General features: G+C 62.4%; 10 protein-coding genes. 5 read left to right on the top strand and 5 right to left on the bottom strand.

The genetic code is table 11. From position 1 onward, the window contains the following. Positions 1-65: 65 nt before the first annotated feature. Positions 66-1,001, bottom strand: a complete 936-nt coding sequence (locus ABWO90_RS13830; RefSeq protein WP_353191807.1) for an alpha/beta fold hydrolase — start codon at positions 999-1,001, stop codon at positions 66-68. A gap of 95 nt (positions 1,002-1,096) precedes the next feature. On the opposite strand from ABWO90_RS13830, the gene ABWO90_RS13825 reads away from it, so the two are divergent. Next, the gene (locus ABWO90_RS13825) at positions 1,097-1,681 is read left to right on the top strand and encodes a CGNR zinc finger domain-containing protein (protein ID WP_502922612.1); all 585 of its coding nucleotides are present in this window, start codon (positions 1,097-1,099) and stop codon (positions 1,679-1,681) included. A gap of 156 nt (positions 1,682-1,837) precedes the next feature. On the opposite strand, the gene lpdA is transcribed toward ABWO90_RS13825, so the two are convergent. From lpdA to aceE, 4 genes are all read right to left on the bottom strand, one after another. After that, entirely contained in the window at positions 1,838-3,604 is a 1,767-nt protein-coding gene (gene lpdA, locus ABWO90_RS13820; RefSeq protein ID WP_353191805.1) for a dihydrolipoyl dehydrogenase, read from the bottom strand. Positions 3,605-3,624: 20 nt separating this feature from the next. Next, positions 3,625-4,206, bottom strand: a complete 582-nt coding sequence (locus ABWO90_RS13815) for an Ntn hydrolase family protein (protein WP_353191804.1) — start codon at positions 4,204-4,206, stop codon at positions 3,625-3,627. An 83-nt stretch (positions 4,207-4,289) separates the two neighbouring features. Then, positions 4,290-5,981, bottom strand: coding sequence for a dihydrolipoyllysine-residue acetyltransferase (gene aceF, locus ABWO90_RS13810; protein WP_353191803.1), 1,692 nt, complete (start codon positions 5,979-5,981; stop codon positions 4,290-4,292). A gap of 96 nt (positions 5,982-6,077) precedes the next feature. Beyond that, the gene (aceE, locus tag ABWO90_RS13805) at positions 6,078-8,765 is read right to left on the bottom strand and encodes a pyruvate dehydrogenase (acetyl-transferring), homodimeric type (protein ID WP_353191802.1); all 2,688 of its coding nucleotides are present in this window, start codon (positions 8,763-8,765) and stop codon (positions 6,078-6,080) included. A gap of 342 nt (positions 8,766-9,107) precedes the next feature. Here aceE and ABWO90_RS13800 point away from each other — a divergent pair, with 342 nt between their 5' ends. The 4 genes from ABWO90_RS13800 (at position 9,108) to ABWO90_RS13785 (ending at position 15,687) form a co-directional block, all read left to right on the top strand. Further along, positions 9,108-11,591: a PAS domain-containing sensor histidine kinase gene (locus ABWO90_RS13800; RefSeq protein WP_353191801.1), complete on the top strand. Its 2,484-nt coding sequence runs from the start codon at positions 9,108-9,110 to the stop codon at positions 11,589-11,591. Beyond that, a complete protein-coding gene (locus ABWO90_RS13795) occupies positions 11,588-12,232 on the top strand; it encodes a response regulator transcription factor (RefSeq protein WP_353191800.1) in 645 nt (214 codons plus the stop codon). The genes ABWO90_RS13800 and ABWO90_RS13795 overlap by 4 nt, the downstream gene beginning before the upstream one ends. 290 nt (positions 12,233-12,522) lie before the next feature. Continuing rightward, positions 12,523-13,377 (top strand): bifunctional methylenetetrahydrofolate dehydrogenase/methenyltetrahydrofolate cyclohydrolase FolD, encoded by an 855-nt coding sequence (gene folD, locus ABWO90_RS13790; protein ID WP_353191799.1) that lies wholly within the window; start codon positions 12,523-12,525, stop codon positions 13,375-13,377. 231 nt (positions 13,378-13,608) lie between these two features. Beyond that, a complete protein-coding gene (locus ABWO90_RS13785) occupies positions 13,609-15,687 on the top strand; it encodes a M3 family metallopeptidase (protein WP_353191798.1) in 2,079 nt (692 codons plus the stop codon). Positions 15,688-15,715: the final 28 nt, after the last annotated feature.

Genomic DNA, 15,715 nt, shown 5'->3' with positions numbered 1-15,715 from the left:
ACGGTGCCGATGCCCAATGGCTTGCACCGGCCACCGCTTCCCGAAGGCAGCGGACGCAGGGTTGCTCATTTCACATTGCTGTCCAGGAAGCCCCGAATGACAGCCCCGATCTCCTCGCCATGCGTCTCAAGTGCAAGGTGGCCCGTGTCATAGAAACGCACATCGGCATTCGGGATATCGCGCTTCCATGCCTCCGCCCCCGCTGGCAGGAAGAACGGATCGTGCCGGCCCCACACTGCGAGCAAGGGCGGTTGGTGTTTGCGGAAATAGGCTTGGAATTCCGGGTACTTCGCCACGTTTGATGCGTAGTCCAGAAGCAGATCCAACTGAACGTCCGCATTGCCCGGGCGGGACACGAAAAAGCTCTCGAGCGCAATGGCTTCGGGGGCGACCAGGGTGTGATCCGGCACGCCTTCGAGGTACTGCCACTTGATCGAGGCCGGCGTGGGAAATTCGCGCAGGGCGTCACGGTTCGCTTGCGACGGGTCCTTCCAATATTTCTGAATCGGCAACCAGCCCTGCCCCAATCCCTCTTCGTACGCATTCCCATTCTGGGAAATGATGGCGCTCACGCGAGAAGGATTCGCCAGCGCGAGACGCCAGCCGACGGGCGCGCCATAGTCGAAGACCTGCATGGCATAGCGCCCCAGCTTCAGTTGCTCGGTGAACTGTCCGATGGTCTTGGCAAGTTGCTCAAACGTGTAGGCGTACTGTCCGCGCGGTGGCGCTTCGGTGAATCCGAAACCAGGCAGGTCCGGCGCAATGACGTGATAGCCGTGCGCGAGTATCGGGATGAGATTGCGATACATGAACGAAGACGCGGCATACCCATGCAACAGAAGCACCGTCGGCGCGTTGCGATCGCCGGCCTCACGATAGAACACCTTCACATCCCCCACCTGCTCAAACTTGTGGTGGACCTGCAGGTCCGCCGCCCGTGCCGAGCCAGATTGCCCTTTCGCAACCTGATCGGCTGCCCCTAGCACGCCATTCGAAGTCATCATCGATCTCCTTGTAACCGAATAAACATGCTTTACAGGTTACTCACCGACAATGTAACTTGTCAAATTGTTTTTTATCGGTTACATTTTTAAACATGAAAGAAAACGCCAAAATCCATCAGCCGCCGCTGTTCGTGGGCGACGACCTCGCGCTCGACTTCGTGAACAGTGCGTTCGGTGTCGGCGCGGCGCATCAGGAGTGCTTCGTCGACGATGCTGCTGTGGTCGCATGGCTGAAGCTCGCCGGTGCGGTTCCCGCCGATGTCGACGCATGTCCTGAGGGCTTGCTGACGCTGGCGCTCCAATTGCGCGAGAACGCAAGATCCCTGGTGAATGCAGCCAAACAAGGGACCCCGGCAGACGCTACGGTCCTCAATTACGTGCTTGAGGCGGGGCGCGCATCGGAAGCGCTGGCGTGGGACAGCGAGAGCCAGTCTTTCAAGATGGTGAAGCAACGTCCGCAAGAGACCGCCGTCAGCTTTCTCGAGCCCGTGGCTCAAGCGCTAACCCGACTGTTGACCGACACGCCCCTGGATCTTGTGCGGCAATGCGAAGCGCACGACTGCACGCTCATGTTTCACGACAAGACGAAATCGCATCGACGTCGCTGGTGCAGCATGGCGCTCTGCGGCAACCGAATGAAGGTCGCGGCGTTCCGGTCGCGCCAGAAAAGCGAATAGTCGGCGCGAAAAAAAACCGCCATCCCAAAACGGAATGGCGGTTTTTTTGTTGGCGTTCGTCGTCAATGACCTCGTGACGACGAACCGCCAGCACCCCACACGGAATCGGCGCATGCCTCGACAACTTCGTCCGGCACGCAACGACCTCGTCACACCTTACTTCTTGCGAGCCGGCGGCACGTCGGTGCAGACACCTTCGTAGATCTCCGCTGCCATACCGACCGATTCGGCCAGCGTCGGGTGCGGGTGGATCGTCTTGCCGATATCGACAGCATCGGCACCCATTTCGACAGCCAGACAGATTTCACCGATCAGGTCGCCCGCGTGCGTGCCGACGATAGCGCCGCCCACGATGCGATGCGTCTCTTCGTCGAACAACACTTTGGTGAAGCCTTCGTCACGACCGTTCGCGATGGCTCGACCGGATGCCGCCCACGGGAACACGGCCTTGCCGTACTTCACGCCTTCGGCCTTCAACTGGTCTTCGGTCTTGCCCGCCCAGGCCACTTCCGGATCGGTGTAAGCCACCGACGGGATCTGGATGGCATCGAAGTAGGCCTTCTCGCCAGCGGCGGCTTCGGCCGCGACGTGCGCTTCGTGCACGGCCTTGTGCGCGAGCATCGGCTGACCGACGATATCGCCGATCGCGAAGATGTTCGGCACGTTCGTGCGCATCTGCTTGTCGACCGAAATGAACCCGCGATCGCCCACGGCCACGCCTGCGTACTCGGCACCGATCTTCTTGCCGTTCGGGCTGCGGCCCACGGCAACCAGCACCAGGTCGTAACGCTGCGCTTCGGCCGGTGCCGCTTCGCCTTCGAATTTCACGTAGATGCCGTCGGCCTTGGCTTCGGCACCCACGGTCTTGGTCTTGAGCATGACGCGCCCGAAGCGCTTCGTGTTCATCTTTTCCCAGACCTTGACGAGGTCGCGGTCGGCGCCCTGCATCAAGCCGTCGAGCATTTCGACCACGTCGATCTCGGCCCCCAGCGCGCTGTAGACCGTCGCCATTTCCAGGCCGATGATGCCACCGCCGATCACGAGCATCTTCTTCGGAATCTGGCGCAGCTCGAGCGCACCGGTCGAATCGACGACGCGCGGATCTTCCGGCATGAACGGCAGCTTCACTGCCTGCGAACCGGCGGCGATGATGGCCTGCGCAAACTTCACCACGCGCTTGTTGCCTTCGGCATCCACCACCTGAATGTGGTTCGGGTCGAGGAAGGTGCCCACACCGCGCACCACTTCCACCTTGCGCATCTTGGCCATGCCGGCAAGACCCGTGGTGAGCTTGCCAACCACGCTTTCCTTGTAGCCGCGCAGCTTGTCGAGATCGACCTCGGGCTTCGCGAACGAAATACCGTGATGGCCCAGCGATTGCGCTTCTTCGAGCACGGCCGCCGTGTGAAGCAGCGCCTTCGACGGAATGCAACCCACGTTCAGGCACACGCCTCCCAGCGTTGCGTAACGCTCGATCAGCACGGTCTTGCGGCCCATGTCGGCGCTGCGGAACGCGGCCGAGTACCCGCCCGGACCCGCGCCAAGCACGACCACGTCGCACTCGGTGTCGGCACCGCCGCCATGCTTGGCCGCCGTCGGCGCCGGCGCACTCGATGTCGCAGGCGCGGCAGGAGCCGCTTGCGCAGCCGGCGCCGCTGCCGGAGCAGCCGCCTTGGCAGCGCCGGCGTCGTCGGCTTCGACCAGCGCGATCAGCGTGCCCTGGCTGGCCTTGTCGCCCACCTTGATTTTCACTTCCTTGATCGTGCCCGACACTTCGGACGGCACTTCCATGGACGCCTTGTCCGATTCCAGCGTAATGAGCGACGCATCCTTGGCGATCTTGTCGCCGGGCTTGATCATCACTTCGATGACATCCACGCCCTCTGCACCGATATCCGGCACCTTGACTTCAATGAGACTCATGCGGGGTCTCCCTGTCGCATTTATGACTTGATAGTGGGATCGATCGGAAACGCGTGCACCTGAAACGGACCGGCCGAGCTCTTGTCGAACTCGGCGCCCGCCTTGACGCCGGCTTCGGCGATGGCGCTAGCGCTCAGATCCTGGTCGTAGAGGGCATACATGGCGCCGAGCGCAAAGTTGCGCCCCGAGCCGATCCCCCAGAACCGATCGAAAACAAACACTTCCCGGTAGGAATAAATTCCGTAGATACCCGTCGGGTTCGCGACCACGCAGGTGATCTGCGACGATTCGTACGGATCGTCTTCCTCTTCCTTGGTATTGAGGAAATACTCTTCCTTGAGCTTCTGATGGACGCGGCAGAACGTGCGGAACACTTCGTCGCGCGAGTGCAGACGGCATTCGTCCGCCATACCGGAGAGAATGGCTCGCATGACCGGAAAATGCGCGGTCGTGCCGGCCAGGCCGACGTATGAGTCGCCCACGAGGAAAACCTTGCGGTTCTCTTCGTACGATTGCGAAAGCCGCGTGTCGCCGAACGTCACCAGCGAATCAGCGGCAATGGCGATCTCACCTGCCTTCTTGACGACTACCACGGTGGTCATGGTGCCCCTCCCCGTCCAGATCCTGAAGCGTGCGCGCGAACGCCGCCGGTTTCGCGCTTACGCGCGCCCGGCGGCGCCTGCCATTACAGCATTGCGCGACGGAAGTCCTGCAACAGTTGACCCAGGTAGGCGTTGAAGCGGGCCGCCTCGGCGCCATCGATCACGCGGTGATCGTAGGACAGCGACAGCGGCAGCGTCAGTTGCGGCAGGAACTGCTGCTTGCGCTCATCCCACACCGGCTTCTGATACGAACGCGACAGGCCGAGAATGGCCACTTCCGGTGCGTTGATGATCGGCGTGAACGTCGTGCCGCCAATACCGCCGAGCGACGAGATCGAGAAGCAACCGCCTTGCATCTGATCCGGCTTGAGCTTGCCTTCGCGGGCGAGCTTGGCCAGTTCCGAGGTCTCGCGAGCGATCTCGAACACACCCTTCTTGTCGGCATCGCGCACGACCGGGACCACGAGGCCGTTCGGCGTGTCGGCGGCAAAACCGATGTGGAAGTATTGCTTGAAGACGAGGTTATCGCCGTCGAGGCTGGCATTGAACGTCGGGAATTTCTTCAGGGCCAGCACGCAGGCCTTGATCACGAACGCAAGCATCGTCACCTTGACGCCGGCCTTTTCGTTTTCCTTGTTCAACTGCACACGGAACGCTTCGAGCTCACCGATATCCGCTTCGTCGTTATTGGTGACGTGCGGGATCATGACCCAGTTGCGATGCAGGTTCGCGCCGGAAATCTTCTTGATGCGCGAGAGCGCCTTCGGCTCGACCGGGCCGAACTTCGAGAAGTCGACCTTCGGCCACGGCAGCAGATTGAGTTCGCCACCACCTGCCGGGGCACCACCTGCAGCGGCCGGGCGATTGCCGGCGAGCGCGCTCTTGACGAAGTTGCGAATGTCGTCGATGACGATGCGGCCCTTCGGACCGGTGCCCTTCACTTGCGAGACATCCACGCCCAGTTCACGGGCGAACTTGCGCACCGACGGGCTGGCATGGCTGATCGGCTGGCCACCTTGCGCGACAGCAGGCGCTGCGGCAGGTGCCGGGGCCGGTGCGGCCGCCGGGGCAGGCGCAGGCGCTGCCGCCTGAGCGACCGGCGCGGGCGCAGGTGCCGGCGCGGGCGCAGGTGCCGGCGCAGCGGCCTTGGCCGGTGCGGCAGCCGCGGCGCCTTCGAGCACGACGATCGACGTACCTTCCGAGACCTTGTCGCCGACCTTGACCTTCAGTTCCTTGACGACGCCTGCTGCGGGGCTCGGCACATCCATCGAGGCCTTGTCCGACTCCAGCGTGATCAACGACTGCTCGGCCGTCACGGTGTCGCCCACCTTAACCAGCAGTTCGATCACGGGCACATCGTCGTAGCCACCGATATCCGGCACCTTCACGTCGATGGTGGTCGTGCCGCCGGTCGCAGCGGCGGGGGCGGCCGGGGCCGCGGCAGGTGCCGACGGCGCGGCGGCCGGCGCAGCGGCTTGCGGTGCTGCAGCAGCCGGTGCTGCAGCGGCGCCATTGGCTTGCGCGCCCGAGCCGTTCGCGGTCTCGAGCGTCAGGATAAGCGAACCCTCGGACACTTCATCGCCAACCTTCAGGCTCAGCGCCTTGATGACGCCGGCAGCCGGGCTCGGCACATCCATCGTGGCCTTGTCCGATTCCAGCGTGATCAGGGCCTGCTCGGCATCGATCTTGTCGCCCGCCTTGACCAGCACGTCGATGACGGGCAAGTCCTTGAAGTCACCGATATCCGGGACTTTCACTTCGATCACTTGACTCATTTTCCACAGTCTCCTCGAGGCTGCGCTTGACGCGCAACACGCGCCCGCCTGCCGCTGGGGGCGGCTGACGGTCGCGCGCGCTGCGCGAAGCGGCCTTTAGACGGTCATCGGGTTGGGTTTATTCGGATCCAGGTTGTACTTGGCAATCGCTTCGGCGACCTTGCTTGCCGGCAGCGTGCCTTCGTCGGCCAGTGCCTTGAGGGCAGCGACCGTGACCCAGTTACGATCCACCTCGAAGAAGTGACGCAGCTTCTCGCGCGTATCCGAACGGCCATAGCCGTCGGTGCCGAGCACCACGTAGCGGCCACGCACGAACGGACGAATCTGATCGGCGTACGTACGAATGTAGTCGGTCGATGCAATGACCGGGCCACGCGTATCGTTCAGGCACTTCTCGACATGCGACAGACGTGCCGTCTCGGTCGGGTGCAGCAAATTGTGGCGCGCGACATCGTTACCTTCACGGGCCAGTTCGGTGAAGCTCGGGCAGCTCCACAGGTCCGACTCGACGCCCCAGTCGTTCTTGAGCATCTCGGCAGCGGCGATCACTTCGTTGAAGATCGTGCCCGAACCCAGCAGTTGCACGCGCGGTGCCTTGCTGTTGTCCACGCCACGACGGAACGCGTACATGCCCTTCAGGATGTCGTTTTCCGCACCTTCCGGCATGGCCGGGTGGCTGTAGTTCTCGTTCATCACCGTCAGGTAGTAATACACGTCTTCCTGATCCGTCACCATGCGACGCAGGCCGTCCTGGACAATCACGGCGAGTTCGTAGGCGAACGTCGGATCGTACGGCAGGCAGTTCGGGATCGACGACGCCCACAGCAGCGAGTGACCGTCTTCATGCTGCAGGCCTTCACCGTTCAGGGTCGTACGACCGGCCGTGCCACCCACCAGGAAGCCGCGTGCGCGCATGTCGCCGGCCGCCCAGGCCAGATCGCCGATACGCTGGAAGCCGAACATCGAGTAGAAGATGTAGAACGGGATCATCGTCTCGCCGTGCGTCGAGTACGACGTTGCGGCGGCGATCCAGTCGCACATGCCGCCGGCTTCGTTAATGCCTTCCTGCAGAATCTGACCGCTTTCCGATTCCTTGTAGAACATCAGCTGGTCGTGATCCTGCGGGATGTAGCGCTGGCCCGCCTGGCTCCAGATACCGATCTGGCGGAACAGGCCTTCCATACCAAAGGTGCGCGACTCGTCCGGCACGATCGGCACGATACGCTGGCCGAGCGTCTTGTCCTTGAGCAGCACGTTGAGAATACGCACGAACGCCATCGTCGTGGAAATCTCACGGCCTTCGGCGGTTGCCTTGAGCAGCGCGTCGAACGCGGGCAGTGCCGGCACCGGCAGCGAGGCGGCCTTGGTGCGACGCTGCGGCAGATAACCGCCCAGCTCCATGCGGCGGGCGCGCATGTACTCGAGTTCCTTCGAGCCTTCTTCGAACTTCAGATACGGCACGTCGGCAATCTGATCGTCCGGGATCGGCAGCTTGAACTGGTCGCGGAATTTCTTGAGCGACTCCACCGGCATCTTCTTCTGCTGGTGGGTGATGTTCATGGCCTGACCGGCCTCGCCCATGCCGTAACCCTTGATGGTCTTGGCCAGGATGACGGTCGGCTGGCCCTTGTGCTGCGTGGCTGCCTGATAGGCCGCGAAAATCTTGTGCGGATCGTGACCACCACGATTGAGCGCCCAGATGTCCTCGTCGGAGTAGTCGGCAACCATCGCCTTCAGTTCCGGCGTGTTGAAGAAGTTCTCGCGCACGTAGGCGCCGTCCTTCGACTTGTACGTCTGGTATTCGCCGTCCACGCACTCCATCATGCGCTTCATCAGCAGGCCGTTCTTGTCGCGGGCGAGCAGCGAGTCCCAGCGGCTGCCCCAGATCACCTTGATGACGTTCCAGCCTGCCCCGCGGAACTCCGACTCGAGCTCCTGAATGATCTTGCCGTTACCGCGCACCGGGCCGTCCAGGCGCTGCAGGTTGCAGTTGATCACGAACACGAGGTTGTCGAGATGCTCGCGCCCAGCCATGCCGATGGCGCCCAGCGATTCCGGTTCATCCGTTTCGCCGTCGCCGAGGAACGCCCAGACCTTACGCCCTTCGGTCTGCACGATGTTGCGCGACTCGAGGTACTTCATGAAGCGAGCCTGATAGATCGCCATGATCGGGCCAAGGCCCATCGAGACCGTCGGGAATTGCCAGAAGTCCGGCATCAGCCACGGGTGCGGATACGACGACAGGCCGCCACCGTCCACTTCCTGACGGAAGTTGTCGAGCTGCGGCATGTCCAGACGGCCCAGCAGGAACGCGCGGCTGTACACGCCCGGCGACGAGTGACCCTGCACGAAGACCAGATCGCCACCGTGCTTGTCGGACGGCGCGTGCCAGAAGTGGTTGAAGCCAACGTCATACAGCGTGGCGGCCGAGGCGAACGACGCAATGTGGCCGCCGACGTTCGTGTCCTTGCCGGCGCGCAGCACCATCGCGATCGCGTTCCAGCGGGTGTACGAGCGGATCTTGTGCTCGACATCCTGATCGCCCGGAATACGGGCCTGCTGATCGACGGGGATGGTGTTGATGTAGGGGGTGTTTGCCGAGAACGGGTGATGTTCGCCGTTGATGCGGGCGAACTCGATCAACTTCTCGAGCAGGTAGTGGGCACGCTCAGGGCCCTCTGCAGCCAGCACGCCTTCGAGGGAGGCCAGCCATTCTTGCGTTTCTTGGGGATCGACGTCCGCAGGGGATACGATCTTCAGGGCTTCTTCAGGTACGGCGGACATGGTGTCTCCTTGTCTGTCGTTAGCGGGTTGGCGTAATGGTCGATACCCGCTTCATGGACGGGCCCACCGGCATTTTTACCGGGGCATTGTACGAAGGATATTCCTGCCTTCGCAAGCGAAATTTCAGATTACGATAGCAAATTTCATAATCCGGAATTCTGCTGCAGTGCACATAAAATCAAGGGGTTGCTGACGACATCACACCACGAATTCGAAGCGTACCGATCGGTCCCAATCGCACTTTGGGGCGCCGTCTTACCAAAATGATCGGACGCCTCCGAAAAGCAATCCGAGACAGCTTGCGGCAGCGGGAAACCGGCCGGCCTGCGCTACAATCTCGCCATGCTTTCGCCACGCCTTGCCAACTCCGCTCCGCCGTCCCGGTCTGCCGCCACACCTGCCCGCTCCAATCGCTGGCTGCAGGGGTTCGCGGAGTCGCATTACTACTTGCTGGTCCCGCTCGTCTCCATTGTGATCTTCCTCGTAGTGATGAGTTTGATTCTGTGGAGCCTGAATCGGCGCGAAACCGAGCAGCAACAGGACACACTGTATCGGAACGTAGCCTGGGCGCAGCAGCAGATTCGCCTGAACATGCTGGCCATTCAGGACCAGATCAGTTCCCTTGCGCGCGATACGGCGGCCAAACCGCAGGACATCGCCCACTTCCAGAATACGGCGAGCGAACTGATGCAGAATCATGCGGACATCGTCTTCATGAACTGGCTCGATGCTTCGCAACGTCCGAAGTGGGCGGTGCCCGCCGACTCGCCATTCGCCTCGCGCTTGCAGGGATCGGCGCAGCACCCGATGGAAGACGAGTTGCTGGTGGCGTTTCGCGCCGCCCGGGATTCGCGGCGTTCCGCCTATTCCACACTGATCTACGACGCCTCGGGGGCCAGCTATATCGTCGTGCAGGTGCCCGTGCTGCGTGAGCGCGAATTCCTCGGCACGATCAGCGCCGTGTATTCCGTCGAAGGGCTCCTCATTCACGAGTTGCCCCAGGAGCTCGGCGACAAGTTCAAGGTGTCGTTCATCGACACGCACAACAACGAACTGGCCACAACGTCGACACGCCCTCCGCTGCCGCGCGACGTCTCGTATGAATTGCTGCTGGATCCCCCCGGACACAGTCTGGCTGTGCGGATCTACTCGTACCCCGCTGTTGGAAACTTCGTCAACAACACGCTCGTCTGGCTGATCGCCGGATTGTCGTGCTTTGTACTCTGGAGCCTGTGGAGTCTTTGGCGGCACACGCGCCAACGCTTCGAAGCACAGCAGGCGTTGTTCAACGAAACATCGTTCCGGCGTGCGATGGAAAACTCCATCGTCATCGGCATGCGAGTCCTCGATCTTCAGGGGCACATCACTTATGTGAACCCCGCGTTCTGCCGCATGACCGGCTGGGACGAAGCGGACCTCATGAACCGTGCGCCGCCCTACCCCTACTGGCCCAAGGACGACATCCACGAAATGCAGCGGCGTATCGACATGACGCTGCGTGGCAAGGCGCCTTCGCACGGGTTCGAAATTCGCGTGCAGCGCAAGGACGGGACGATCTTCTACGCACGCATGTTCGTCTCGCCGCTGGTTGACTCCCACGGGCGCCAGACCGGCTGGATGTCGTCGCTGACCGACATCAGTGAGCCGAAGCGCGCACGGGAAGAACTGGCCGCAGCGCACGAGCGATTCACGACCGTGCTCGAAAGTCTTGACGCGTCGGTGTCGGTGCTCGCCGTCGACAAGGCGGAACTGCTGTTCGCCAACCGCTATTACCGGCAACTGTTCGGCACGCGCCCCGAAGGCCATCTGGAACTGTCCGGCGGCGGCGAACTCTCGCCGACGTCCCTCGACCATATCGACATGGTGGACGCCTTCGCCGGACTGCCCGCCGCCTCGCTGACGGACACCGCCGCGGAAACGCAGGAGATCTACCTGCCAACGCACCAGAAATGGTTCGAAGTCCGACGTCAGTACATCCAGTGGGTGGACGGCCATCTCGCCCAATTGCAGGTGGCCACCGACATCACGGCACGCCGCCACGCCGAGGAACTGGCACGGCAGGAAGAAGAGCGCCTCCAGTTCACCGGGCGCCTCACGACGATGGGCGAAATGGCATCGTCGCTGGCGCACGAGCTCAACCAGCCGCTCGCCGCGATCAACAATTACTGCATGGGCACGGCCGCGCTGGTGCGCGCCGGACGCACCTCGCCCGAAACGCTGCTGCCTGCCCTGGAAAAAACTTCGCAGCAGGCTGTGCGTGCAGGCATGATCATCAAGCGGATTCGCGCGTTCGTGAAACGCAGCGAACCGAAGCGTCAACCGTCATCGATTTATGAGATCGTGGCGGATGCCGTAGGCCTCGCGGAGATCGAAGCGCGCAAACGTCGCATTCGCATCGTCACCGAGTTGCCTGCGGGACTGCCGCAGATCTACGTCGACCCGGTGCTCATCGAGCAGGTGCTGGTGAACCTGCTCAAGAACGCCGCCGAGGCCATGCACGGCTATACGCCGCCGCCTGGCCAGCGACGTGATCCGACGGTACGTCTGCACGTGGAACGGCGAGACAAGTCGGTCGAATTCCAGGTATCGGATCACGGTCCCGGGGTCGATGAGGCGACTATCGAACGATTGTTTGAACCGTTTTTCAGCACCAAGTCGGACGGCATGGGCATGGGCCTGAACATTTGCCGTTCTATCATCGAATCGCACCAAGGCCGCCTTTGGGTGGAAAACAATGAAATCGACGGCGTGCGGAATGGTTGTACTTTTTGTATTCTGTTACCGTTAGAAGGCGATACGACATCCGGATCCGGGGGAGGACTATGACGACACCCAACACTAATATCGATCAAGAAACCGTCTTCGTTGTTGACGACGACGAGGCCGTCCGCGACTCGCTTCGCTGGCTTCTCGAAGCCAATGGCTACCACGTGCGCGGCTTCAGCAGCGCAGAGGAATTCCTTTCGCACTACAACGGACATCAGATTGGCTGTCTGATTCTCGACGTGCGCATGCCCGGCATGACCGGCCCCGAGCTTCAGGATCAGTTGATCGCCCAGAAAATCAACATTCCGACCATCTTCGTGACGGGGCATGGCGACGTGCCGCTGGCCGTGACGACGATGAAAAAAGGCGCGATGGACTTCATCGAAAAGCCGTTCGACGAAGCCGAGCTTCGTACTCAGGTCGAAAAGATGCTTTCGCGGGCGCGCGCCGAGGCGAGCAACCAGCGCGAGCAGCAAGCCGCCGAGGAACTGCTCTCCAAACTCACCAGCCGTGAGCATCAGGTGCTCGAGCGCATTATTGCCGGCCGCCTGAACAAACAGATCGCCGACGATCTCGGCATCAGTATCAAGACGGTGGAAGCGCATCGCGCGAACATCATGGAGAAGCTCAACGTCAACACCGTTGCCGATCTGCTTCGTCTGGCGCTCTCCAAACGCTCAGGCAGCGCACCCCGCCCCTGATCGCCCTGGCATGACCGATGACGCCTCGCAGATCCCCTGTCGAGGCGTCTCTCAGGTAATGGAGGGGCGGGTTACGCCCGCCCTTTCACTATCGCGGCCGTGGCACTGCGCCATCGGCGGGCTTTTCGGCACCTTTCCGGCGCCCACGAGCTGCTCCGACCTTCCACCCCCTCCCTTCCGTTCGGGCGCGCCGTTATAATACGGTCTTTGCGCTTGTCACCCGCCTGACCGGCGCCGCCGTATCCGGCCTCCTGGGCCAGCCCCCATCCTTCATTCGATACCCACGCATCATGACCGCCACCCTCATCGACGGCAACGCCCTCGCCAAACGCATTCGCGCCGAAGTTGCCACGCGCGCCGCCGCTCTCACCGCTCGCGGCCATCAGCCCGGCCTCGCCGTGGTTCTCGTCGGCGAAGACCCGGCCAGCCAGGTTTACGTGCGCAACAAGGTCAAGGCATGCGAGGACAACGGCCTGTATTCGTCGCTCGATCGCTATCCGGCCGATCTGACGGAAAGCGCCCTGCTGGCCCGCATCGATGAGCTCAACCGCGATCCGAAGATCAACGGCATCCTCGTCCAATTGCCCCTGCCGAAGCATATCGACAGCCACAAGGTGCTCGAAGCCATCGCCCCGGAAAAGGACGTCGACGGCTTTCACGTGTCGAACGCAGGCGCCCTGATGACCGGTGCACCGCTGTTCCGCCCGTGCACGCCCTACGGCTGCATGAAGATGCTCGAGTCGGTGGAATTTCCGCTGCGCGGGGCCGTGGCCGTTGTCATCGGCGCGTCGAACATCGTTGGCAAGCCGATGGCCATGATGCTGCTGCAAGCCGGCGCCACAGTCACGATCTGCAACAGCAAAACGCGTGATCTCGCCGCGCACACGCGCAACGCCGACGTCATCGTCGCCGCCGTGGGCAAGCGCAATATCGTGACCGCCGACATGGTCAAGCCGGGCGCAGCCGTCATCGACGTGGGCATGAACCGCGACGACGCAGGCAAGCTGTGCGGCGATGTCGACTTCAACGGCGTCAAGGAAGTGGCTGGTTACATCACGCCGGTGCCGGGCGGTGTCGGCCCGATGACCATCACCATGCTGCTCGTGAACACGATCGAGGCCGCCGAGCGCACGCTGGCCGCCTGATCGGCGCGTCGAGGCGCCACACGCCTCACCGCTTCCCCCAGCAAGCTTCAGCGTTTCGAAGGGCGCGCATGGCCACCCGGCCATGCGCGCCCTTGCCGTTTATGACGCCGCGCCCGTCTGCGAGGCCTGCCGCCCTCCCGCCCCAATCGCCCCGGTTGAAAAAAACGACTGGAAAATTGGACAGGATGCCCCCACACTCTTCCTAAGCCCTTTCCAGTGGACAAAGAACGCATGAATACGCCGCAAACCAATCCTCTGCTCGATATCGAAGGACTTCCCCGTTTCGCCGAAATCCGCCCCGAACATGTGACGCCCGCCGTCGATGTGTTGCTGGAGCAGGCGCGCGCGGCAGTCGACCGGGCCGCGGATCCCGCTACGCCGGCGACCTGGGCCAACATTCTCGACGCCGTGGAAGACGGCACCGAAGGCCTGGGCCGTGCCTGGGAGATCATTGGACACCTGAACGCCGTCGCGGATACGCCGGAACTGCGTGCCGCGTATAGCGAGAACCTGCCCCGCGTGACGGAGTTCTCCGCCAGCGTCGGCCAGAATCTGGCGCTGTTCGAAAAGTACAAGGCCATCGCCGCAGGTCCTGAATTTGCAGGACTTTCTGCGGCGCGCAAAAAGATTCTCGACAACGAGATGCGAGGCTTCCGCCTCGGTGGCGCAGAGCTGCCGGAAGACCAGAAGCCGCGATTTGCCGAGATTCAGGAAGAACAGGCACGTCTGGCCAAGAACTTCTCGGATCACGTGCTCGACGCAACGAACAAGTTCTCGCTGGTCGTGACCGACGAACAGGAAATCAGCGGCGTGCCCGACGACGACAAGGCCGCCGCCCGGGCCGCAGCCAAACGCGACGGCGTTGAAGGCTGGAAGTTCACGCTGCACTTCCCGTCGTACTTCCCCGTTCTGCAATACGCGGACAATCGCGCACTTCGCGAGAAGCTCTATCGCGCGAATGTCACTCGCGCGTCGGAACTCGGCCCGAAGTTCGGCAACGGCGAGGCCGAATGGGACAACACCGAGATCGTCGTCGATCAGCTTGCCTTGCGTCGCGAAGAGGCGCAAATGCTCGGCTTCAAGAACTACGCCGAAGTGTCACTCGAACCGAAGATGGCGGAATCGCCTGCACAAGTGCTCGAGTTCCTCGAGGATCTCGCGCGCCGTGCACGCCCCTACGCCGAGCAGGACTGGGCCGAGCTGCAAGCGTTTGCGGCCAAGTCGCTGGGCATCGACAAGCTCGAGCCGTGGGACACCGCGTATGCGTCGGAAAAGCTGCGCCAGCAGCGCTACGCCTTCTCGGAAACGGAGGTTCGCCAATACTTCCCGCTGCCGAAGGTGCTTGACGGGCTGTTCCGCGTTGCCGGCACGCTCTTTGGCGTGACGATTCGTCCGCAAGACGCCGAGACGTGGCACCCCGACGTTCGATTCTTCCGCATCGAGCGCGATGGCGAACTCGTCGCACAGTTCTACATGGACTTGTTCGCGCGCGAAGGCAAACGTGGTGGCGCGTGGATGGACAGTGCGCGCACGCGCAAGCGTCTGCACGACGGCGCACTGCAAACGCCGGTGGCCTACCTCGTGTGCAACTTCCCGGCACCGGTGGGCGACAAGCCTGCCCTGCTGCCGCATGACGACGTCATCACCCTGTTCCATGAGTTCGGGCACGGTCTGCACCACATGCTCACGCAGGTGGAAGATGCCGGCGTGGCGGGCATCAACGGCGTTGAATGGGACGCCGTCGAGCTGCCGTCGCAGTTCATGGAGAACTTCTGCTGGGAATGGGACGTGCTGGAGCACATGACGGCCCACGTCGATACCGGAGCACCGCTGCCGCGCGCACTGTTCGACAAGATGATCGCCGCGCGTAACTTCCAGAGCGGCCTGATGATGCTGCGCCAACTGGTGTTCTCGGACTTCGACATGCACCTGCACTACGACTTCGACCCGCGTGGCAAGGAGTCGGTGCTGGCCGTGTCTAAGCGCATCAACGACCGGTTGCACGTCACGCCGCAGGCCGAGTTCTCGCGTTGGCCGAATACGTTCAGCCACATCTTCGCGGGCGGGTACGCCGCAGGCTACTACAGCTACAAATGGGCCGAGGTGCTGTCGGCGGATGCGTATGCCGCGTTCGAAGAAGCCGCCAAGGTCAGCGGCACGGTGCTCGACACCGCTACCGGCGCTCGCTACCGCGACGAGATTCTCGCCGTCGGAGGAAGCCGCGAAGCCATGCAGTCGTTCATCGCCTTCCGTGGCCGCGCCCCGCAAGTCGATGCGCTGCTGCGTCACAGTGGCATGTCGGCAAGCTGAATCGTCGATCTGGTCCTGTCGCAATGAA

The organism is Pandoraea pnomenusa, assembly GCF_040391475.1.
GTDB classification, from domain to species: domain Bacteria; phylum Pseudomonadota; class Gammaproteobacteria; order Burkholderiales; family Burkholderiaceae; genus Pandoraea; species Pandoraea pnomenusa_C.
This window is presented reverse-complemented; position numbering and strand designations above follow the sequence as displayed.

What these genes read in the sequence shown, in the direction of transcription:
- ABWO90_RS13830 (WP_353191807.1), bottom strand. Translation starts at nt 1,001, where the DNA reads ATGACTTCGAATGGCGTGCTAGGGGCAGCCGATCAGGTTGCGAAAGGG.
- ABWO90_RS13825 (WP_502922612.1), top strand. Translation starts at nt 1,097, where the DNA reads ATGAAAGAAAACGCCAAAATCCATCAGCCGCCGCTGTTCGTGGGCGAC.
- ABWO90_RS13800 (WP_353191801.1), top strand. Translation starts at nt 9,108, where the DNA reads ATGCTTTCGCCACGCCTTGCCAACTCCGCTCCGCCGTCCCGGTCTGCC.
- ABWO90_RS13785 (WP_353191798.1), top strand. Translation starts at nt 13,609, where the DNA reads ATGAATACGCCGCAAACCAATCCTCTGCTCGATATCGAAGGACTTCCC.
- ABWO90_RS13815 (WP_353191804.1), bottom strand. Translation starts at nt 4,206, where the DNA reads ATGACCACCGTGGTAGTCGTCAAGAAGGCAGGTGAGATCGCCATTGCC.
- ABWO90_RS13795 (WP_353191800.1), top strand. Translation starts at nt 11,588, where the DNA reads ATGACGACACCCAACACTAATATCGATCAAGAAACCGTCTTCGTTGTT.
- lpdA (WP_353191805.1), bottom strand. Translation starts at nt 3,604, where the DNA reads ATGAGTCTCATTGAAGTCAAGGTGCCGGATATCGGTGCAGAGGGCGTG.
- aceF (WP_353191803.1), bottom strand. Translation starts at nt 5,981, where the DNA reads ATGAGTCAAGTGATCGAAGTGAAAGTCCCGGATATCGGTGACTTCAAG.
- folD (WP_353191799.1), top strand. Translation starts at nt 12,523, where the DNA reads ATGACCGCCACCCTCATCGACGGCAACGCCCTCGCCAAACGCATTCGC.
- aceE (WP_353191802.1), bottom strand. Translation starts at nt 8,765, where the DNA reads ATGTCCGCCGTACCTGAAGAAGCCCTGAAGATCGTATCCCCTGCGGAC.